20 protein-coding genes are annotated in these 20,595 nt (G+C 71.9%); 15 read left to right on the plus strand and 5 right to left on the minus strand.

The genetic code is table 11. The features are described 5' to 3' along the window. The first annotated feature begins 78 nt into the window (after positions 1-78). The 3 genes from OG303_RS13940 (at position 79) to OG303_RS13950 (ending at position 2,778) form a co-directional block, all read left to right on the plus strand. The gene (locus tag OG303_RS13940) at positions 79-1,446 is read left to right on the plus strand and encodes an alkaline phosphatase PhoX (RefSeq protein WP_405868370.1); all 1,368 of its coding nucleotides are present in this window, start codon (positions 79-81) and stop codon (positions 1,444-1,446) included. 282 nt (positions 1,447-1,728) lie between these two features. Continuing rightward, positions 1,729-2,571, plus strand: a complete 843-nt coding sequence (locus OG303_RS13945) for a polysaccharide deacetylase family protein (RefSeq protein ID WP_405868372.1) — start codon at positions 1,729-1,731, stop codon at positions 2,569-2,571. A gap of 18 nt (positions 2,572-2,589) precedes the next feature. After that, on the plus strand, positions 2,590-2,778 hold the full coding sequence (locus OG303_RS13950; RefSeq protein WP_405868374.1) for a hypothetical protein: 189 nt from the start codon (positions 2,590-2,592) through the stop codon (positions 2,776-2,778). On the opposite strand, the gene OG303_RS13955 is transcribed toward OG303_RS13950, so the two are convergent. Together OG303_RS13955 and OG303_RS13960 are read right to left on the minus strand one after the other, a co-directional pair. Next, positions 2,770-3,441 (minus strand): ABC transporter, encoded by a 672-nt coding sequence (locus OG303_RS13955; protein WP_405868376.1) that lies wholly within the window; start codon positions 3,439-3,441, stop codon positions 2,770-2,772. The two genes, OG303_RS13950 and OG303_RS13955, sit on opposite strands and share 9 nt — an antisense overlap. Beyond that, positions 3,438-4,310, minus strand: coding sequence for an ATP-binding cassette domain-containing protein (locus OG303_RS13960; protein ID WP_405868378.1), 873 nt, complete (start codon positions 4,308-4,310; stop codon positions 3,438-3,440). The genes OG303_RS13955 and OG303_RS13960 overlap by 4 nt, the downstream gene beginning before the upstream one ends. Positions 4,311-4,363: 53 nt before the next feature. Here OG303_RS13960 and OG303_RS13965 point away from each other — a divergent pair, with 53 nt between their 5' ends. The 3 genes from OG303_RS13965 (at position 4,364) to OG303_RS13975 (ending at position 7,688) form a co-directional block, all read left to right on the plus strand. Further along, positions 4,364-5,104, plus strand: coding sequence for a peptidyl-tRNA hydrolase (locus OG303_RS13965; protein ID WP_405868380.1), 741 nt, complete (start codon positions 4,364-4,366; stop codon positions 5,102-5,104). A gap of 156 nt (positions 5,105-5,260) precedes the next feature. Beyond that, on the plus strand, positions 5,261-6,490 hold the full coding sequence (locus OG303_RS13970) for a GNAT family N-acetyltransferase (RefSeq protein ID WP_405868382.1): 1,230 nt from the start codon (positions 5,261-5,263) through the stop codon (positions 6,488-6,490). A 343-nt stretch (positions 6,491-6,833) separates the two neighbouring features. Next, positions 6,834-7,688 (plus strand): alpha/beta fold hydrolase, encoded by an 855-nt coding sequence (locus tag OG303_RS13975; protein ID WP_405868384.1) that lies wholly within the window; start codon positions 6,834-6,836, stop codon positions 7,686-7,688. Positions 7,689-7,785: 97 nt separating this feature from the next. Here the strand turns inward: OG303_RS13975 and OG303_RS13980 are convergent, their stop codons facing one another. Then, a complete protein-coding gene (locus OG303_RS13980) occupies positions 7,786-8,031 on the minus strand; it encodes a hypothetical protein (RefSeq protein WP_405868386.1) in 246 nt (81 codons plus the stop codon). A gap of 340 nt (positions 8,032-8,371) precedes the next feature. Here OG303_RS13980 and OG303_RS13985 point away from each other — a divergent pair, with 340 nt between their 5' ends. From OG303_RS13985 to OG303_RS14015, 7 genes are all read left to right on the plus strand, one after another. Next, positions 8,372-9,010, plus strand: coding sequence for a TetR/AcrR family transcriptional regulator (locus tag OG303_RS13985; protein ID WP_405868388.1), 639 nt, complete (start codon positions 8,372-8,374; stop codon positions 9,008-9,010). A gap of 89 nt (positions 9,011-9,099) precedes the next feature. Beyond that, positions 9,100-9,711 (plus strand): TIGR03086 family metal-binding protein, encoded by a 612-nt coding sequence (locus OG303_RS13990; RefSeq protein ID WP_405868389.1) that lies wholly within the window; start codon positions 9,100-9,102, stop codon positions 9,709-9,711. Positions 9,712-9,850: 139 nt separating this feature from the next. Next, positions 9,851-10,639 (plus strand): DUF4142 domain-containing protein, encoded by a 789-nt coding sequence (locus tag OG303_RS13995; protein ID WP_405868391.1) that lies wholly within the window; start codon positions 9,851-9,853, stop codon positions 10,637-10,639. 154 nt (positions 10,640-10,793) lie between these two features. Further along, positions 10,794-12,245 carry a DUF692 domain-containing protein gene (locus tag OG303_RS14000; protein WP_405868393.1) on the plus strand — a complete coding sequence of 484 codons (1,452 nt, stop codon included), beginning with the start codon at positions 10,794-10,796 and terminating at the stop codon, positions 12,243-12,245. Between the two features lie 110 nt (positions 12,246-12,355). Further along, a complete protein-coding gene (locus OG303_RS14005; RefSeq protein WP_405868395.1) occupies positions 12,356-13,123 on the plus strand; it encodes a DUF4142 domain-containing protein in 768 nt (255 codons plus the stop codon). Positions 13,124-13,226: 103 nt separating this feature from the next. Further along, on the plus strand, positions 13,227-14,027 hold the full coding sequence (locus tag OG303_RS14010) for a TIGR04222 domain-containing membrane protein (protein ID WP_405868397.1): 801 nt from the start codon (positions 13,227-13,229) through the stop codon (positions 14,025-14,027). A 98-nt stretch (positions 14,028-14,125) separates the two neighbouring features. After that, the gene (locus OG303_RS14015; protein WP_405868399.1) at positions 14,126-15,766 is read left to right on the plus strand and encodes an alpha/beta hydrolase; all 1,641 of its coding nucleotides are present in this window, start codon (positions 14,126-14,128) and stop codon (positions 15,764-15,766) included. A gap of 11 nt (positions 15,767-15,777) precedes the next feature. On the opposite strand, the gene hemQ is transcribed toward OG303_RS14015, so the two are convergent. Together hemQ and hemG are read right to left on the minus strand one after the other, a co-directional pair. Continuing rightward, positions 15,778-16,509 carry a hydrogen peroxide-dependent heme synthase gene (hemQ, locus tag OG303_RS14020; RefSeq protein ID WP_405868401.1) on the minus strand — a complete coding sequence of 244 codons (732 nt, stop codon included), beginning with the start codon at positions 16,507-16,509 and terminating at the stop codon, positions 15,778-15,780. A gap of 4 nt (positions 16,510-16,513) precedes the next feature. Continuing rightward, the gene (gene hemG, locus OG303_RS14025) at positions 16,514-18,031 is read right to left on the minus strand and encodes a protoporphyrinogen oxidase (RefSeq protein ID WP_405868403.1); all 1,518 of its coding nucleotides are present in this window, start codon (positions 18,029-18,031) and stop codon (positions 16,514-16,516) included. Between the two features lie 158 nt (positions 18,032-18,189). Between hemG and OG303_RS14030 the strand changes: the two genes are divergently transcribed. Both OG303_RS14030 and OG303_RS14035 read left to right on the plus strand, forming a co-directional pair. Next, complete coding sequence (locus OG303_RS14030) at positions 18,190-19,167, plus strand: DUF4349 domain-containing protein (RefSeq protein ID WP_405868404.1); 978 nt, start codon at positions 18,190-18,192, stop codon at positions 19,165-19,167. A 39-nt stretch (positions 19,168-19,206) separates the two neighbouring features. After that, the gene (locus OG303_RS14035) at positions 19,207-20,592 is read left to right on the plus strand and encodes an FAD-dependent oxidoreductase (RefSeq protein ID WP_405868406.1); all 1,386 of its coding nucleotides are present in this window, start codon (positions 19,207-19,209) and stop codon (positions 20,590-20,592) included. The last annotated feature ends 3 nt before the right edge of the window (positions 20,593-20,595 follow it).

Consider the following 20,595-nt stretch of genomic DNA (forward strand, 5'->3'; position numbering starts at 1 on the left):
GTTCCCCAGCCACGCGCCTGGTGATAGACACAGCGAGGTCACAGTTCCTGTCCGCCAACAGGAAGGTTGCACCTCCACATGTCTGCGACACGACGTCAGATCCTCGCCCGTACCGGCGCCCTGGGAGCAGGCATCGCCTTCACGGGTGCCCTCTCCGAACTCTTCGCCGGAACCGCGGCGGCCCAGGACATCGGCCACACCGGCTACGGCCCCTTGGTCCCCGACCCGGACGGCCTGCTCGACCTGCCGGCCGGCTTCCGCTACAAGGTCCTCTCCCGGGAGGGAGACCGGCTCCGCTCCGGCGAGGGCACGGTCCCCTCCAACCACGACGGCATGACCGCCCTGCCCGGCAGACACGGTCGCGTCCACCTGGTCCGCAACCACGAGAACCGCCCCACGGCGAAGTTCGCCGTACCCACCGTCGCGGGCCTCACCTACGACCCGGCGGGCCAGGGCGGCTGTACGGCCCTCACGCTGGACGGACACAACAACGTCCTGTCCGAGCGCGTCGCCATCGCCGGTACGGCCGTCAACTGCGCGGGCGGGCCCAGCCCTTGGGGCACCTGGCTGACCTGCGAGGAGACCGAGGACAAGGCCGGCACCAACGGCTACACCAAGGACCACGGCTTCATCTTCGAGGTCCACCCGTCCGACCCGCACCGCACGGGCGCCGTACCGCTGACCGCGATGGGCCGCTTCCAGCACGAGGCCACCGCGATCGACCCCAGGCACGGGGTCGTCTACGAGACCGAGGACGCGTTCCTCAAGCCCTTCGGCCTGTTCTACCGTTTCCTCCCCAACAAGCCGCTGGGCGGCGTCGGTTCGCTGCGCGCGGGCGGCCGGCTGCAGGCGATGCGCGTGCCGGGCGTACCCGATCTGTCCACCATCCAGGAGACCGGCGCGACCTTCGACGGCATCGAGTGGGTCGACGTACCGGACCCCCTCGCAGCCCAGACCCCCGTCCGCCTCCAGGACTTCGGCCCGAAGGGCATCACACACGCGCAGAAGCTGGAGGGCTGCTACTGGGGCGGCCGGTGCGTGTACTTCGTGTCGTCGTTCGCGCACAGCGCCGAGGGCTCGGCGGCCGACCACTTCGGCCAGATCTGGCGCTACGACCCCTCGTCGCGCCGGCTGACCCTGGTGATCGCCTTCGGCCCGGACACCGACGTCCAGCTCCCCGGCGAGTCACCGGACAACATCTGCCTCGCGCCCAGCGGCGGCCTCATGGTCTGCGAGGACGGCAACGGCGCCCAGCACGTCTTCGGTGTCACCAGGCAGGGCGAGGTGTACGCGATGGCCCGCGGCCGCCAGAACATCGGCACCCCGGAGGCCCCGGAGTGGGGCGAGTTCGCCGGGGTCACCTTCTCGCCGGACGGCCGCACGATGTACGTCAACTGCTACACGCCCGGCACGACGTTCGCGGTGACGGGACCGTGGCGCAGGTAGCCATGCCCCGGCCCCACGGCTGACGCTCCGCCCTGCGCCGCGGGCTCGCGATCGTCGCCGAGGTGGCAGTGCGGAAGCTCGCTTCGGATGCGGGGACGGCGGCGATGACACGCCCGTCCCCGCATTCGGCGTTCCGGACACCCACCACGGCCGAGGAGCGGGAGCTGCGCCTCGACCGCCCGACCGCGCCGACAAGCAGTGGAGGTTCCGCCCCGGCGACATCGAGGACCGTGAGGTGCGGCGATCCGATGATCGTCCGATTTATCCCGTTATGTTCATGCGGTGATCATTCAAGTACGCCAAGTAGCCGCCGCCTGTGCACTCGGCGCCGCGCTCACCGCCTGCGGCGCCCCCGACGCGCCCCACACCGCTCGCCCGGCCCCCTCCGCGACCTCCGCCGTCCCGTCCCGGCCCCCGACCCTCGCCCCCGGCCCGGCCGGCCTCGTCCCCGTCTTCAAGAACGGCGCCCGCACGCAGGGCAAAACGGTCGCGCTCACCTTCGACGCCGACATGACCGCCGACGAGGGGGCACGGGCGGCGGCGGGTGAGCACTTCGACAATCCGCAGCTCATCGCGACGCTACGAGCACTGAAGGTCCCGGCGACCGTGTTCATGACCGGGCGGTGGGCCGACGAGTACCCGGTGGAGGCGCGGTCCATCGGGCGGGACCCGCTGTTCGAGGTGGCCAATCACTCCTACAGCCACTACGCCTTCACCGGGAACTGCTACGGGCTGCCGACCGTCTCGGAAGCCCGGATGCGGTCGGACGTGGAGCGGGCGTACACCGCGTTCCGCAGGGCCGGGGTGCCGGATGCGATGCCGTACTTCCGCTTCCCGGGCGGGTGTTACGACCAGCAGGCCCTGAAGGCGCTGGCAGCGACCGGCGTCACCGCCGTGCAGTGGGACGTGGTGAGCGGCGACGCGTTCGCGACGGACGCCGACGCGGTGGCCCGGCAGGTGCTGGAGGGGGTGCGGCCCGGGTCGGTGGTCGTCATGCACTGCACGCGGAGCGCCGCCCCGGTGACCGAGCGCGCGGTACGGACGATCGTGCCGGAGCTGCGCAGGAAGGGCTTCCGGTTCGTGAAGGTGTCCCAGCTGATCGGAGCCACGGGCGGCCGGCGATGACCGGCTTACGCTGGAGGCATGAGCGACGACGGCGACGACGCCTACTGCTTGATCGACGCGACCCGGCCGCCGAGGGCCGACGGGCCGCCGTACGCCGAGTGCGTGCTGTGTCGCGAGCCGACCGAGTATCCGGAGTCGTACAAGGGGATCACTCTCTGCCCCGTCTGCGAGTGGCAGGAGGCGCAGCGGACGGCCTGCTCAGGGTGACCGGCGGGACGTGAGGGCGCAGGCCACCGCGGTCGCCACTGCGGCGAGGACCGCGGCCGCGGCGAGCGGCAGCAGGGGTACGGGGACGGTGCCCGACTGCGAGCCCTCGACCAGGCCGCTGACCGCCGCATGCGCGGGCGAGCCCGTCGAGACCGCCGACAGCAGCGCCGCGAGCAGGGTCGCCGGCACCGCTCGGCCGGGTGAGCGCAGCACCGGCCAGTTGGCGAGCGCACCGACGGCCGTACCGAGCAGCGCGCAGGCCAGCGCGGCGAGCAGCCCGGCCAGGCCGGCCGGAAGCAGCTCCACCCGGGTCTTGTGGTCCGTGCTCGCCGGTGCACTGATCAGCGTCACCATGAGGGTGGTGACCGTACCGAGCGCCACCGCGGTCATCAACGCCACCAGCAGCCGGGCCAGATGCGCCCGCCCCGGCCCGGCGGCCGTGGCCACGCACGCGCGTGCGGCGGGCGGTTCGACCGTGACGCAGATCCGAACCAGCCAGGCGGCGACGGGCAACAGGGCCGCGGCCGCGTAGCCGAGCGAGTCGAGCACCGGCTGTCCGCCCTGCACACCGATCCCGAGGAAGGCCGCGTACAGGATGATCGGCGGCAGCCAGCGCTGCGAGCGCACGAGAAGGGCGGCCTGGTAGCGGAGGAGGGCGGTCATCGGTGGCTGTCCTTGTCGGGCTTGTCGAGGGGCTGCACGCTGACCACGTGCCACGGCGGTCGGGCCGTCAGCAGGGTGCGCAGCACGACGTCGGAGTGGGACGCGGGGACGGCGAGGCGGTACACGCCCGGCGCGGTCTCCTCGGCCGAGACGAGGGTGCCCAGCACGTCGGTGGGCGGCTGCCCGCCCCGCGGGCCCTGCGCCTCGACCACGACCTGCGGGCCGTCGTCCGGCGCGGTGATCTCTCGGGTACGGGTTTCGAGGGCGCCGTCGCGCACGGTGTATGTCGTGTCGGGCGCCCCCGCCAGGCGGCGCGGGTCGTGGTCCACGAACACCACGGCTCCGCCGACGGCGGTGCGCTCGGCGACGGCCCGTTCCAGCTCTTCGCGGGCGGCCGCGTCCAGGCCCGTCCAGGCCTCGTCGAGGACGAGCAGCTCCGGTTCGGCGAGCAGGGCCTGCGCCACGGCGACCTTCTGGCTGCTCCCCTTGGACAGCTGGGCCATGGGGGTGCCTGCGTAGGCGGCCGCGCCGAAGCGGTCCAGCCACTCGTCCGCGGCACGGGCCGCCGTCGGGCGGGACAGGCCGTGGATCGTGCCGAGGTGGGTGAGGTAGCCGTGCGGGGTGAAGGGGAGGGCGGAGGGGAAGCGTTCGGGGACGTAGGCCGTGCGGGGGCGGCCGGTGATGCGGCCCTCGCTGGGGGCGTCGATGCCGGCGAGGAGGCGCAGGAGGGTGGATTTGCCGGTGCCGTTCGGTCCTTCGACGCGGATCAACGTGCCCGGCGCCACCGCGAGGTGGACGCCGCGTAAGACCCAGGGGCCGCGGATGCCGTAGCGGCGGCCGACGTTGTCCAGCCGAAGATCGCGTTGCATGGAGGCATCCTCGCAAACGTGACACCGCCCGCGCCCCTTTAGGGTTGGCCGGTGTGAGCCATGATGTGACGCCCCACGGCGACAGTCCTTTCCGGTCCGAACCCAGCGAGCGCGATCAGGCGCCGCAGTACGTACTGCCTCTCGTCGTACGCATCGAGAAGGCGGCGCCGCCCGCCCGCACCGACGCCCTGGAGACCGCCGCCCGGGCCGTTCTGGTGATGCTCGGCGACGAGCGGTCCCTCGGGGACGGCGAGTGGTCCCAGGTCATGCGGGACTGGCAGGACGCCCGGATCCGCAAGGTGGTGCGGCGCGCCCGCGGCGCCGAGTGGCGGCGGGCCGAGGCGTTGCCCGGGATCACGGTGACCGGGAAGTCGGCGGAGGTACGTGTCTTCCCGCCCGTGCCGCTCGACGGCTGGCCCAAGGACCTCGTCAAGTTGCAGGTCTCCGGTACCGATCTCGACGATCCGGAACCGCCGGTGGAGGCGGACCCCGGGGCGCCCGTGCTGTGGCTGAACCCCGACCTCGACATGTCCGCCGGAAAGGCGATGGCCCAGGCGGGGCACGGCGCCCAACTGGCCTGGTGGGAACTGTCGGACGAGGAGCGGAAGACCTGGCGGGACGCGGGCTTCCCACTCGCCGTACGGAGCGCGGACCCGGGCCACTGGGGTGAACTGACCGCGAGCGGGCTGCCGTTGGTGCGCGATGCGGGCTTCACGGAGATCGCTCCCGGGCTGACCGTCGCAGTCGAAGGAGGCAGTCGCTTCTGCCCTCTCCCGCGCGAGCGGCAGCAGTAGGCGAGCAACTCGCCGCCGGGGCAGGGCTGGACCGGGCTGTGCTGTGACCGGCCGGCGGCCCGGCCGTAATTCGGTTGACCGGGCCATGTGGCAACGGTGCACTGTGGCCGGACGCCACGAGTCGTGGAGCCGATATCCCAGGAGGCAGCGGCAGCTATGGAGATTCGTTCCACGGCCGATGAGGACCTTGACGTCTTCGTCGACACAGTCCATGCCGCGTTCGGGCTCTTCCCGGAAACCCCGATCGAGGGCGGCGGGCTCTGGTGGTCGGCGCTCGAAATGGACCGCTGTCTGCTCGCTCTGACGGCGGACGGGCGGCCCGTCGGCACCGCCGGTGCGTACTCCTTCGAGCTCACCCTGCCCGGTGAGACCCTCGTCCCGGCCTCCGGGGTGACCGCCGTCGGCGTGCTGCCCTCGCACCGGCGCCAGGGCGTGCTCAGCGCGATGATGCGGCATCAGCTCGCCGAGCTGCGGGCCCGCGGGGAATTCCTCTCGGTGCTGCTGGCCTCCGAGGCCCTGATCTACGGCAGGTTCGGCTACGGGCCGGCGGCCTACACGGCACAGCTGACGGTGCCGCGCCACAAGGCCGCCCTCGCCGTTCCCCGGGCACGCGGAGTGGCCGACGCACCAGCGACCGGCTCGGACAACGGCTCGGTCGAGGTGCTGCGTCGTGCCGAGTGCGGCGAGATTCTGGAAGAGGTCTACGACCGGTACCGCCGCGCCCAGCCCGGCGCGCTGTCCCGGCCGCACCGCTGGTGGGCCTTGGGCGCGGGGCAGCCCCCGGTCTCTGCGAAGCCGCGCTACGTCGCCGTCCACCGGGACGCCGACGGCGTCCCGGACGGGTACGCCAGCTACTCGATCGAGTCCGGCACCTTGACGGTCGACGAGACCATCACCACCGACAACGCCGTCTTCACGGCCCTGGCCCGGTTCGTGCTCGGACACGACCTGGTCACCAAGGTCGTGTTCAAGCACGTCCCGCCCGAGCACCCGCTGCGTTGGCAGCTTGCGGACCGCCGCGCCGGCGAGGTGAGCGGCGACATGGACTGGCTCTGGGTGCGGCTGCTGGACGTCCCGCGTGCGCTGACCGCGCGCGGCTGGTTCACGGACGGCGAGCTCGTCCTCGACGTCGACGACCCGTTCCTGGGCGAGCACGGCCGCTACCTGCTGACGGTCCGGGACAACAAGGCCGACTGCGTCCCGACGGACCGGGAGCCCGACCTGTCCCTGGACGTGAGCGACCTGGGCTCGGTCTACCTCGGCGGCACCGCCCCGAGCACGCTCGTGCGTGCCGGACACATCCGGGCCCACCGCCCGGGGGCGGCCACCCTGGCCGACGCCCTGTTCCGCGCCGAGCGCGCCCCGCACTGCCTGCACTGGTTCTGACCCCGCGCTTCACCGACCCTGAACAACCGAGCCGCCGCAGGACGTACCGTTCGGCGAGGACGCCCCCGGACCCGATGCCCCTACGCTGGCCACCAACTTCGCCAAGGCGATTCTCGCGCACCGGAAATGACAGCGATTTCGCCGAACTGGTTCTGCCGGAGCGGCGACGCGGAGACTCTGCACCGGGTTGCTGACCATGGTCCGACCGACCCGGCCCGGCCCGGTCCGCCGGACGAGGTCCGTGGACTCTTCCGGTTACCGCACGACTACGGCCGGGTCCGCCGCGGCGGCCATCTCCCAGCCCCGTACAGATGGACAATGGGCCCGGTGAGGAGACGTGGCGATGTCCGAGCGCATGATTGACACCGATGGTGTGGCCCTGTGCACCGAGCCTTTTGGCGATCCGTCGGACCCACCGATCCTGCTCATCATGGGCACCGGGGCTTCGATGCTCTGGTGGGAGGAGGACTTCTGCCGGATGCTCGCCGAGGGCGGACGGTTCGTGATCCGTTACGACCACCGCGACACCGGTCGATCCCTCACCTACGAGCTGGGCCACCCCGGATACACCGGCGCGGATCTGGTCGGCGACGCGGTCGGCGTACTCGACGCCTACGAGATCCCGGCCGCGCACGTGGTGGGTGTCTCGGCCGGAGGGGCCATTGCCCAACTGGTCGCGCTCGACCATGCCGATCGAGTCCGCTCGCTCGTCCTGATCAGCACCTCCCCCGCTACGTCCGGCGACCGCGAACTGCCGCCGCCGACCGAGGAGTTCGTGCGGTTCGTGTCGTCCGCACATGCCGATTGGTCGCAGACCGCCTCGGTGATCGATTACCTGGTCGACTACTCGGGTGTGCTCGCAGGCGGCCGGCGCCTGTTCGACGAGACCGCCGTCCGCGACCTTGTCCGTCGCGACGTCGAGCGGGCACACGACTTCGCCGCCGTGCAAAACCACGACTCGCTTCCGGACGGCGAGCATTCCCGAGAGCCCTTGTCGTCGATCGCCGTGTCCACCTTGGTGATTCATGGGACCGCGGATCCCATGTTCCCCGTCGGGCACGGCGAGGCACTTGCGGAAGAGATCCCCGCCGCAAGGCTGTTGCCCTTGGAAGACGCAGGCCACGGGGTCGACCGAGCAGACTGGGAGACGATCGTTGGCGCGGTCATCGCGCATACCGCCGCAGAGACACAGGGTTGATGCGGTCGCCGAAAAGGCCCTTGAGGGTTGTCCGCCGGACCGCCGCCGACTGTCCGACCGGACGGTGATCACGAATCCGGCGGCACGCCCGGCCCGCTCAGGTGTGACCGCTGCCGCCCGTACCAATGAGGCGGCCGACAAAGTCGATAGTGGCGGCGCCAAAATCGACGAGACCCTTCCCCGTCCCACCACCAACAGCGCCGGCGTCGCCCGGGCTCGGGGCGATCTCTCGGACGACCGACGCTTGCGAAGGGGCTGCGACGGCCGGGCCGACAGCGGCGACGATGGCAGTACCGGTGACGATGGCAGCGATCGCCACCCGAGCGAGGGGCTTGAGTTCCATGGCCAATCTCCTGAAAGCAGCGAAATAGGGAGCTTGATCAGGATAGGTACCGATTTCGCCGCACTCCCGGCAACGCGCTCGGCGAAACCGGCTCGACCGGAACTGTCCCTCGGACACTGTTCATCCCGCGCAGCCTTGACTCCCGCGTACGCCTCGCGGCCCGACCCCGGTACGCGGGCGGAAGGGAACGTATCCGAAGCACCGCCATCGGCACCTGTAGGGTCCAATAGCCCATTGCCCACACGGGACGAGAGCAGGTGAGAAGCACAATGCAGGCTCAGGCCCCCACCGAGATCGCGCCCGGCTCCTGCACCGTGGTGCCCGATCACCCGGCGCTGCGATGACCCGGCTCGACGGCAGGGTCGAACGGGGCAATCGGACCCGGCAGTTGGTGCTGCGTCGTACCGTCGACATCGCCTCTGTCGAGGGGTTGGAGGCGCTGTCCGTCGGGCGGATCGCGACGGAGTTGCAGCTCAGCAAGAGCGGGGTGTTCGCACTCTTCGGGTCGAAGGAGGAGCTGCAGCTCGCCACCGTGCGCGAGGCGGGCCGCATCTTCACCGAGCGGGTGATCCGTCCCGCCGAGGAGGAGGCGGCAGGGCTCGGCCGCGTGTGGCGGCTGTGCGAGCTGTGGCTGGAGTACTCGCGGGGGCGGGTCTTCCCGGGCGGCTGCTTCTTCTACGAGGTGATCGCCGAGTTCGACGCCCGCTCGGGTCCGGTGCACGACGCCGCGGTGCGCGCTCAGCGCGACTGGACGACCCATGTGGAGCGCACGATCACCGGGGCTTGCGATGCCGGCGAGCTGCAGGCCGGCACGGACCTGCCCCAACTCGCCTTCGAGCTCGTGGCGTTGATGGAGACGGCCAACATGGTCTCCGTCCTGCACGACGAGGAGAGCGCCTATCGGCGGGCCCGGGTGGGCATCGCGGCACGGTTGCGGACGGCCGCGGTCGATCCGGGGCGGGTTCCTCAAGTTCCCTGAGCTGCTTGCTCGTTGAGCGGCAGTCGAGACTGCGAAACGGGTCGGACAAACAAGTAGCACGATCGTTCGCATAGTTTTAGGCTCGGTTCATGACTCTCACCGAGGCGGGCATCGTCGAGCTGGACCGGATCGCCGTACGCGAGGCGGTGCGAGTGGTGGATCTGGCGCGGGACGAGGACTGGGGGCGGGACACCCCGTGTGCGGAGTGGGACCTGCGGCGGCTCGTGGCGCACATGGCGGCTCAGCATCACGGGTTCGCCGCCGCCGCGCGGGGTGCGGGGCGGGAAGCGGCGTACTGGCGCGAGCCGGAGGACATGAGCGAGCCGGGACGGGTGCACCGGGGGGCCGCGGCGGCGGTTCTCGGCGCCTTCGCCGAACCCGGCGTACAGGAGCGGGAGTTCGCGCTGAAGGAGCTGGGCGGGAGCTTTCCCGGCCGGATGGCGATCAGCTTCCACTTCGTCGACTACGTGGTGCACGCCTGGGACGTCGCCGCCACGCTCGGGGTGACGGTGGAGCTGGCGGACGACGTGCTCGGCGCGGCACTCGTCGTCGCCCGGCGCGTGCCGACCGATCCGGCGCGGCGGGGGCCGGGGTTCGCGTTCGCACCCGCGTTGGAGGTGCCCGAGGGGGCCGGGGTACTGGAGGAGGCGCTGCGGCTGCTGGGGCGGGCGCCGGAGCAGTGGCCGACGAAGGGCAGGTGAGGGACGTGTGACTTTGCCAGCCGATGTGATTCTTTACCTGCCGTTTGAACAACGCGAGTGTCCCGTGCGTATCTCCTGGCACCGGCGCCGGCCAAGCACCTTGCGCCCATGACCAGTTGGTTTCACCCGGGAGGAACCTTTGCTGCGTATCAACGGTACGGCCCTCCTCATCGCGGCCATCATCGCCACCCTCGGCGCACTCGCGTTCCCCGTGTGGTCGTACGCCGACCGGTCGGGCACCGGTCAGGCGAACGTGGCGGCGGGGACCGTGAACACCCAGTGGGGGCCGCTGACCGCCGCCGACCGCGATCTGATCGTGCGGGTGCGGCTGGCCGGCCTGTGGGAGCTGCCCGCCGGGCAGCAGGCCATCGAGCGCGCCCCCAGCCAGGCGATCAAGGAGGCGGGCGACCACCTCATCGTCGGTCACACCGACCTCGACAAGCGGGTGCGCATCGTCGCGGCCCAGCTCGGCGTCGCGCTGCCGAACCAGCCGAACGAGCAGCAGCAGGGCTGGCTGCAGGAGATGAACGCGGCGACGGGCGCGGAGTACGAGTACAAGTTCGTCAATCTGCTGCGCGCCGCGCACGGCAAGATCTTCCCGGCCATCGGCACCGTCCGGAACACCACCCGGAACACGCTCGTACGGCAGCTGGCCTCGGACACCAACCAGACGGTGCTCGACCACATCACGATTCTGGAGAAGACCGGCCGGGTCGACTTCGACGCCATCGCCAACGACGCCGTGTCCGGCACCACCGCCAGCCCGACCGGCCCCTCGGCGCCGGTCCCCGGCCAGGTGGCGCCCTCGGCGCCCGCCGCCGAGGCCACCGGCGACATCGGTACGACCTCCCGGCCGTCGCCGGGCGCACCGGGCACGGTCAACACCAACCGGCCGGATCCGGTGGACTCGGCGGGCATGGTGCAGTGACCGGGCCGAAGTCCGGGGCGGGCGCCTGCCAACCTCAAATGTTGCTCTGAACGTGAGCCGGGAGGGGTTCGGGTCCCGGCGGCGGGGCCATACCCCCGTCACGTCCGAGGAGACGTGACACCGGATCCGGATGTAGCCGAGGAGGGGACGGACCATGGAGCGACTGGGGACGGGCATCGGATGGCGGCCGGAGATCGCCGACGCCGTGGAGCGCATGCCGGGCATCGACTGGGTCGAGGCCGTGGCCGAGAACGTGTGCCCCGGGCACCTCCCCGAGTCGCTGCGGCGGCTGCGCGCCCGCGGGGTGACCGTGATCCCGCACGGCGTATCGCTCGGCCTCGGCGGCGCCGACCGGCCCGACGAGGGCCGGCTCACCGCACTCGCCGAGCGGGCCGAGGCCCTGGGCTCGCCACTGGTCACCGAGCACATCGCGTTCGTACGGGCGGGCGGGCCGCTGACGGCGTCCCCGCTGCTGGAGGCCGGCCACCTGCTGCCCGTGCCGCGCACCCGGGATGCCCTCGACGTGCTGTGCGAGAACGTCCGCATCGCGCAGGACGCGCTGCCGGTGCCGCTCGCCGTCGAGAACATCGCCGCGCTGCTCTCCTGGCCGGGCGAGGAGCTGACCGAGGGGCAGTTCCTGTACGAACTCGCGGACCGGACCGGCGTACGGCTCCTGATCGACGTGGCCAACCTGCACACCAACCACGTCAACCGCGGCGAGGACCCGGCCAAGGCGCTCGCCGAACTCCCCCTGGAGGCCATCGCGTACGTCCATGTCGCGGGCGGCTTCGAGCGCGACGGCGTCTGGCACGACAGCCACGCCCACCCGGTGCCGGACCCGGTCCTCGACATCCTGACCGACCTCGCGTCACGGGTCTCACCACCGGGAGTACTGCTGGAGAGGGACGAGAACTTTCCCGAACCGGGCGTGCTGGAGGGGGAGTTGGAGGAGATCCGCGGGGCCGTGGAGAAGGGGCGGGCCATACGGGAAGAGGCAGCGACGGCGACGGTGGCCGAAGCAGCGGCGGAGACGGTGGCTGTAGCAACAGCGGAGACGGTGGTCGAAGCACCGGCGGTGACGGTCACGGGATCCGTCGCCTCGTCCGCCCTCCCCACTCCCACTCCCACCTCGACGTCCCCCGCCCCTTCCACCGACGCCGCCCGTCAGCGGCTCGGACTCGCGGAGGCCGCCCTGTTGTCCGCGCTCGTCGCCGGGACGCCCGTGCCGGAGGGGTTCGACCGGGTGCGGCTGGGGGTGCAGGCGCGGGCGCTCGCCGGGAAGCGGGCGGACGTCGCGGCCAAGGTCGCGCCCGAATTGCCCGAGATCCTCGGTGATGCGTACCGGCCCGCCTTCCTCGCGTACGCCCACAGTCACCCGATGACCGGCGGCTACCGCCAGGACGCCCTGGACTTCGCCGGGCAGCTGCTGCTTGCCGGGCGGCTCGAAGAAGGGCGCGCCCTGCGGGAGTTGCGGGAGTGGTGGCTGGAGCGGTCGGGGCCCGCGCCACGGTCACAGCGCCCGGCGATGGGGGTCCCCACGCTCGAGCGAAGTCGAGAGTGGGGGAGGATGGCCCGGGCGGCTCGGCGGGTGTTGCTGCACCGCTGAATGTGCCGGGGATAACGTCCGGCCGGGCCCGGGGCCTGCTGAACCCCGCAGTAATATGCGAATCCCGCACCCGAGACACACGAGCGTGCGGTGCCGTGACAGGAGGCACCATGCGACCGCGACCACCCGTACCCGGCCGAGGCATATTCAGCGGCACCGGCGTCATCATCCTCGGCCTGCTCGCCACCTTGCTGGCGCTGATCTTCCCCATCTGGTCGTACGCCGACCGCTCCGGGACCGGCGCCGCCGTACTGAACGCCGACACGGTGTCGACGCAGTACGGGCCGCTGTCGGCTCTCGACCGTGACTTCATCACGAAGGTCCGGCTGGCCGGCCTGTGGGAGCTGCCCGCCGGGCAGGAGGCCGAACAGAAGGGCACCACCGAGGCCGTACGGACGGCGGGGCAGCACCTCGTCGAGGGGCACACCTTCCTCGACCAGCGGGTACGGGACGTCGCCGCCAAGCTCGGGCTCCAGCTTCCCAACGAGCCCAACGCCCAGCAGCAGCAGTGGCTGGCAACCCTGAACACGGCCCAGGGCGTCGACTACGACCGCAAGTTCGTCAACATCCTGCGGCTGGCGCACGGCAAGGTGTTCTCGGTCGTCGCCCAGGTCCGCGCGACCACCCGCAACTCGCTGGTGCGCGCGCTCGCCGACGACGCGAACACGACCGTGCTGGACCACATCAAGGTCCTGGAGGCCACGGGATACGTCGACTGGGACGCACTCGCCCGGGACATGGCCTCCGCGAGCACTCCCCCGCTGACCAACTCCCCGGCTCCGCCCGGTCCGACGACGGATCCGAGCCCCGTCACCCCGGTCCAGCCGTCGTCGTCCCCGACCTACACGCTCCCGCCGGCCGCCTCCAGCCCGCCGTAGACCGCGCCCGTACTCCAAGCGGAACGTCACGTACCCGCAACGCTCCGTCCGGATTGTGAACAGGGCATGGCGTTGCACAGACCGTTTGGCATAGAAACGCGGCATGTTCTGGGTGCTTCTCCTGCTGCTGGCCTGGGCCGCCGCCGGCACCGCGTGCACGCGGCTGTGCCTGGCCGCCGTACACGCGGCGGCCTGCGAGGAAGACGTCGAAGCGGATGCCCGGCGCCATGATCTGACGCTCTACGAGGCCGCGTTCCTGTCCGGCGGGCCCGGACGGGTCGCCGATCTGACCATGGTCTCCATGGCCCGGCAACGGCGGCTGCTGCTCGCCCACACGGGCTGGGCGACGGTGGTCGACCCGCGCGGGCGGGACGACATGGAGCGGTCCGTCATAGGGGCCATCGGGCCCGAGGGGCAGAGCCGTATCGCCCCGGTGCGGGCCGCCGCGGCCTCCGCGGACGCCGTCGCCGGTCTCGCCGACCGGCTCGTCGACGCGGGCCTGGCCATGCCCGCCGGCGCCCGGACCACTGTCGCGGCCGGAGTGCGCCAGGTGCGGCTCGCCGCGGTGGCCGTGCTCGCGCTGGGTGCGATCGCTCTGCTCGTGCCGGCCCAGCCGGACATGCCGCGCGGCCTGGTCGCCCTGTGGTTCGCCCTGCCGCTCGCACTGGCACTGAGCTGCCTGGCCATCGCCCGGGTCGAGGTCCACCCGTACTCGCGCTGGGCCTCCCCGGCCGGGCAACGGCTGTTGGGCGCCCTCACCCGGCGCACCGCGAGCGGCGACGAGCGTACGTACCTCACCACCGTCGCCGTACGAGGCGTACGCGCGGTCGACGAACCGGACCTGCGTGCGGCCTTCGCCCACCGTGACCAGTCCTGGCGTGAACCGCACACCGGGGGCGCATAGGGGGCATTGAGGCCGACACCGCCGGGGCGGTGCTTGCCTTCTCCCGGCACCGAACGAAACATCCCTTTTGTCGCTGCCGTGCACCGAAGGGATACGTCATGAGAGCTGCCGCCCTCTACTCGGCCGCCGGGTCCTTGCTCCTGACCGCCCTCGCCGCCGCCCCGGCCGGCAGCACACCCGTCGCGCCGGACTCGGCCGAACGGCAGGGGACGACGGTGGCCGCCGCGCGCGCCCGGGCCGCCGGCGTCGACTTCGGGAAGTGCTCCACCGCGCAGGACATGCCGGGCACCATGCAGTGCGGCACGGTCTCCGTCCCGCTCGACTACGCGCATCCCGGCGGCAAGCAGATCAAACTGACCGTCAGCCGGGTACGGGCCACGCACAAGGACCCGCACAACAGCAAGCGCAGGGTGCCCAGGCAGGGCACCCTGGTCTACAACCCTGGCGGGCCCGGCGGCGACGGTCTGTACTTCCCGCTCGTCGGCCTGCTCCCGGAGTGGAAGCGCATCGCGGCGGCCTACGACCTGGTCGGCTACTCCCCGCGCGGCGTCGGCCGGTCCGCGCCTCTCTCCTGCCAGGACCCCAAGCGCTTCTTCAAGGCGCCCTCGCAGGCGCCGACGCACCCCTCGGAGTCGTACAAGCAGGAGCGCATCGCGGAGGCGAAGGCCTACGCGCTCGGCTGCGCCAAGCGGTCGGGCAGCGGGCTCAAGTACTTCAACTCCCTCAACAACGCCCGTGATCTGGACGTCCTGCGGGCTGCGCTGGGCGAGGACAAGCTGACGTTCATGGGTGCCTCGTACGGCACGTACTTCGGGGCGGTGTACGCGACGCTGTTCCCCTCGCACGTGCGGCGGATGGTGTTCGACTCGGCGGTGGACCCGTCTCCCGATCAGGTCTGGTACCGCAACAACCTCGACCAGTCGGCCGCGTTCGAGAGCCGCTGGGCGGACTTCCGGGAGTGGATCGCCCGGCACGACGACGTGTACGGGCTGGGCAAGAACGCCGTCGCGGTCCAGCACAGTTACGCGAAGGCCAGCGCGCAGCTCGCGGCCGAGCCGGCGGGCGGCAAGGTGGGACCGGCGGAGCTGCAGGGCGCGTTCCTGTCGGCCGGGTACTACGACGACTACTGGCCGACCCGCGCGCAGGCGCTGTCGGCGTATCTGAAGGGCGACCCGAAGCCGCTGATCGAGCAGGCCGGTCCGGCCACGGAGGCGGCGGCCGAGGCGGAGAACTCCAACGCGGTGTACACGGCCGTCGAGTGCAACGACGCGCCCTGGCCGACGGACTGGAAGGTCTGGGACCGGGACAACACGCGGCTCGCGCGCACCGCGCCGTTCGAGACCTGGGACAACGTGTGGATGAACCTGCCGTGCGCCTACTGGCCGGCGGCGCGGCAGCAGCCGCTCGACGTGCGGACCGGGCCGGGTGAGCTGCCGCCGACGCTGATCCTGGCCGCCGAGCGGGACGCGGCGACACCGTACGACGGCGCCGTGGAGATGCACCGGCGGCTGTCCGGCTCGGTCCTGGTGACCGAGCGGGACGCCGGCACGCACGGCATCGCGGGCGGCCCGAACCGCTGCGTCAACGGCTACCTGGACGCGTACCTGCTGGAGGGCCGCCTGCCTGCCGAGCGCGCGTCCTGCGCCCCGCACGCGGAGCCCAAGCCGGCGGCACCGGGCGAGCGGTCCCACCCGACGCCCATGAAGGAGTCGCCGAAGGGGAAGGCCGCCCGCCGCTGACTTCGGGCCGGCTACGCCAGGCCCGCGATGAGCTCCGCGATGTCCTTGCGGCGGCCCGTGTAGAACGGGACCTCCTCGCGGACGTGCATCCGGGCCTCGGAGGCACGCAAGTGGCGCATGAGGTCGACGATGCGGTAGAGCTCGTCGGCCTCGAAGGCCAGGAGCCACTCGTAGTCGCCGAGGGAGAACGACGCGACCGTGTTGGCGCGCACGTCCGGGTAGCCGCGGGCCATCTTGCCGTGGTCGGCGAGCATGCGGCGGCGGTCCTCGTCGGGCAGCAGGTACCAGTCGTAGGAGCGCACGAACGGGTACACGCTGATGTAGTTGCGCGGCGTCTCGTCGGCGAGGAACGCGGGGACGTGCGAGCGGTTGAACTCGGCGGGGCGGTGCAGCGCCATGTTCGACCAGACGGGCTCCAGGGCGCGGCCCAGCTTGGTGCGGCGGAAGAGGTTGTACGCCTCCTGCAGCTGGTCGCTGGTCTCCGCGTGCCACCAGATCATGAGGTCGGCGTCGGCGCGCAGGCCCGACACGTCGTACGTGCCGCGGATCGTCACGTCCTTGGCGGCGAGCTGGTCGAAGAGCTCCTGGACCTCGTCGGCGTAGCCCGCGCGGTCCTCGGGCAGCACGTCCTTCAGCTTGAAGACGGACCACAGGGTGTAGCGGATGACCTCGTTGAGGTCCTTGGCCAGCTTGCCCTTGTTCGCGATCCGGTCAGGGGCAGTGGTGGGGGCGTCGTCACTCATGCGGCTATTCTCCCGCTCCGCCGTGCAGACTCTGCACCGGGTTGGCGGTGAGCTCCTGCACACGGCTCAGCTCACCGTGGATCTGGTCCACCGCCGCGTACGCGCTCGCGATGCAGGCCGGGATGCCGACGCCGTCGTACTGCGCGCCGCACAGGGCGAGTCCCGGCAGCTTGGCGACGTGCTCGCGGATGCGGGCCACGCGCGCGTAGTGGCCGACGGGGTACTGGGGCAGGCCGTCGGTCCAGCGCGTGACCCGGGTTTCGAGGGGGGTGGCGTCGAGCCCGGTCGCCGCCCGGAGATCCTGTCGCGAGACGTCCACCAGGCCGGCGTCCTCGCGCTGGAGGATCTCCGTCTCGCCGTACCGGCCGACGGAGGTGCGCAGGACGACCACGTCCGGGTTCTCGTCGGCGATCCAGCCCCACTTCTGGGAGGCGAACGTCGACGCCTTGATGGTGCGCCCGTCGACCGGCGGCACGAGGAAGCCGCTGCCCTCGGGGAGGGTGGTGTCGGCGCGGCGGTAAGCGAGGGTGACCAGGGCCATGGACGCGTACTCGACGGCGGCGAGCTCGGTCGCGGCGGCGGGGGCCTCGGCGCGCAGGAGCGTGGCGGCTGCCGGTGCGGGGAGGGCTACGACGACCGCGTCGGCGTACAGGACACGGTCCCCGGCGGCGATGCGCCAGGCCGCGCCTTCGACGGCGCCGGCACTTTCACCGGCGCCTACTGCGCTGCCGTCCTGCTCCGTCCGCTCGATGCGGCGAAGCTCCTTGACCGGCATCCCGGTCAGGATCTCGCCGCCGCGCGCCCGCACCGACTCCGCCACCGCGAGCGGCAGGCTGCCCACGCCGCCCTCGATGCCCATGAAGACCGGGCCGGTCTGCTGAGCCGCGGCCGCCTTGGCCTGGATCTCGCGGACGCCCTCCGTGAGCGAGTCGTGCGTCTTCGCGACCTGGTAGAGCTGCGGGACCGCCGAGCGCATCGAGATGCGGTACGCGTCGCCCGCGTACACACCGCCGAGGAGCGGTTCCACCAGGCGGTCGACGACCTCGCGGCCCAGCCGCGCCGCCACGAACTCCCCGACCGCCACGTCGTCGCCGACCTCCGTGCGGGGCAGGTCGGCGTCGCGCTCGATGCGGGCGAGGCCCTCGTCGGACAGGACTCCGGCCAGGGCGGCGGAGGTGCCCGGGACGCCCATGACGTGGCCCTTGGGCATGGGGCGCAGGGCGCCGCGGGTCCAGATCGAGGCCGTCGCGGTGGACGGCGGCTGGAGGCGGTCGTCGAGGCCCACCTCGCGCGCGAGGGCGACGGCTTCCGGCCTGCGGGCGAGCATCGACTCGGCGCCGAAGTCCACGCGCGCGCCCGCGATCTCGCCGGGCAGCAGCTTGCCGCCGACACGGTCCGACGCCTCGAGCACGGTCACCCGCGCACCGCGCTGCAGCAGCCGGTGGGCCGCGGCCAGCCCGGCGATTCCGGCTCCGATGACGACGACCTGCCCGGTGCCCGTACGGGTCTCCACTTCGCGCATGTCCCCAGCCTCTCAGACCCCACTGACAGCCCGTCCGCACCCCGGTGTCCTTCACGAGTCCCGACCGTGACCGCATCGGGACCGTCCGGATCCAACCTCCGGGCCCCTCCCGGCGTCGAAGGAGCGTCAGTCGTCACGACCCTCGGGGGTAGGCCCACATGCGCGCACGACGTTCCGTACGACCCGTCCCGGCCCTGGCCGGGATCCTGCTGGCCACCGCGCTCGCGCTGACCGGATGCGGCGGGAGCAGCAGCTCCGATTCCGGAAACAAGTCCGCCGCCGACGGCGCCGCCGCCCAGAGCGACGCGAAGGGGGCCGCACCGGGCGGAGAGCAGGACGCGAGCGGCGCCAGGGCGACCCGGGCGCCGAAGCTGACCGCGAGCCACATCATCCGCACCGCCTCGCTGACCGTGCAGGTCAAGGAGGTACCGAAGGCCCTCGACGACGCCCGCACCACCACGGAGAACGCGGGCGGCTACGTCGGCAACGAGACCACCAGCCGCGACGAGGAGGGCCACGAGCGCACCCGTGTCGTGCTGCGCGTGCCGGTCGACAAGTACGACGAGGTGCTCGCCGACCTGCAGGGCGCGGGCAAGCTCCTGGACCGCACCGCGAAGGCCGAGGACGTCACCGACCAGGTCGTCGACGTGGACAGCCGCATCAAGTCGCAGCGCGCCAGCGTGGCCCGGGTCCGCGAGCTGATGGACCAGGCGACCAAGCTCAGCGACGTGGTGGAGCTGGAGGGCGAGTTGAGCACCCGGGAGGCGGACCTGGAGGCGCTGCTCGCCCAGCAGGCGTCGTTGAAGGACCGCACGAGCCTCGCCACGATCACCCTCTCGCTGTCCGAGACGCCGGTGAAGAAGGCGGCCAAGGACGACGATCCCGGGTTCCTGGACGCCCTGGCCGGTGGCTGGGGCGCGTTCGTGACGATGCTGCGCTGGCTCGCGGTGGCGTTCGGCGCGGTGCTGCCGTTCGCCGCGGTGGCGGCCCTGATCGTGCTGGTGTGGCTGCGGCTGATCCGGCCCCGGCTGCCGCGCCGCCCGGCCCACGTGCCCGCGGCGAGCGCACTGGGCCCGCTGCCGACGGCTCCTCCCGCGCCGCGGGACCCGAGCACTCGCGAGGGCGACAAGGACTGACGACGGGCCTGAAATGCCCTGCCCCCGTAGCGTGTTCACATGGACATGAGCACTGCGCGGGAACGACTGGTCGTGATCGGCGGCGACGCCGCGGGGATGTCCGCGGCGTCGCAGGCACGCCGGCTGAAGGGCCCCGACGAGCTGGAGATCGTGGCGTTCGAGCGCGGCCACTTCACCTCCTACTCGGCGTGCGGCATCCCGTACTGGGTGGGCGGCGACGTCGAGGAACCGGACGAGTTGATCGCCCGTACGCCCGAGGAGCACCGCGCGCGGGACATCGATCTGCGCATGCGGACGGAGGTCACGGAGATCGACGTGGCGGGCGGCCGAGTACGCGCGCGTGACGTCGATTCCGGCGCCGAGTCCTGGACGTCGTACGACAAACTCGTGATCGCGACCGGCGCGCACCCGATCCGCCCGGACATGCCCGGTGCCGACGCCCCCGGTGTGCACGGGGTGCAGACGCTGGACGACGGCCAGGCGCTCATCGACTCGCTCACGCGCACGCGTGGCCGTCGCGCGGTGGTCGTCGGGGCGGGCTACATCGGCGTGGAGATGGCCGAGGCGCTCATCAACCGCGGCTACGAGGTGACGGTCGTCAACCGCGGCAGCGAGCCGATGGCCACGCTCGATCCGGACATGGGCCGCCTGGTGCACGAGGCGATGGAGGGCCTGGGCATCACCATGGTCAACGACGCCGAGGTGACCAAGCTGCACACCGGTGAGGACGGCCGGGTGCGGGCGGTGGCCACGGAGGATGCCGAGTACCCGGCGGACGTGGTCGTGCTGGGCATCGGCGTCCGTCCGCAGACGGCGCTCGCCAAGGCTGCCGGACTCCCCCTCGGCGCCCACGGCGGTCTGCTCACCGACCTGTCGATGCGGGTGCGCGGGTACGAGAACATCTGGGCCGGCGGTGACTGTGTCGAGGTCCTCGACCTGGTCTCCGGCCAGGAGCGCCACATCGCGCTGGGCACCCACGCCAACAAGCACGGCCAGGTCATCGGCACCAACGTCGGCGGCGGCTACGCCACGTTCCCCGGCGTCGTCGGCACCGCGGTGTCCAAGGTGTGCGACCTGGAGATCGCCCGTACCGGTCTCCGCGAGAAGGACGCCCGCCGGGCCGGCCTCCAGTTCGTGGCGGTCACCATCGAGTCGACCAGCCGCGCCGGTTACTACCCCGGCGCCTCCCCGATGACGGTGAAGATGCTCGCCGAGCGACGGACGGGCCGTCTGCTCGGCGTGCAGATCGTCGGCAGGGAGGGCGCGGGCAAGCGGGTCGACATCGCGGCAGTGGCGCTCACGGCCCGCATGACGGTGGAACAGATGACAGCCCTGGACCTGGGCTACGCCCCACCGTTCAGCCCCGTCTGGGACCCGGTACTGGTAGCGGCCCGCAAGGCCGTGGCCAAGGTGCGGGCTTCCTGACGG

The sequence above is a fragment of the Streptomyces sp. NBC_00005 genome, assembly GCF_045160215.1.
Classification (GTDB): domain Bacteria; phylum Actinomycetota; class Actinomycetes; order Streptomycetales; family Streptomycetaceae; genus Streptomyces.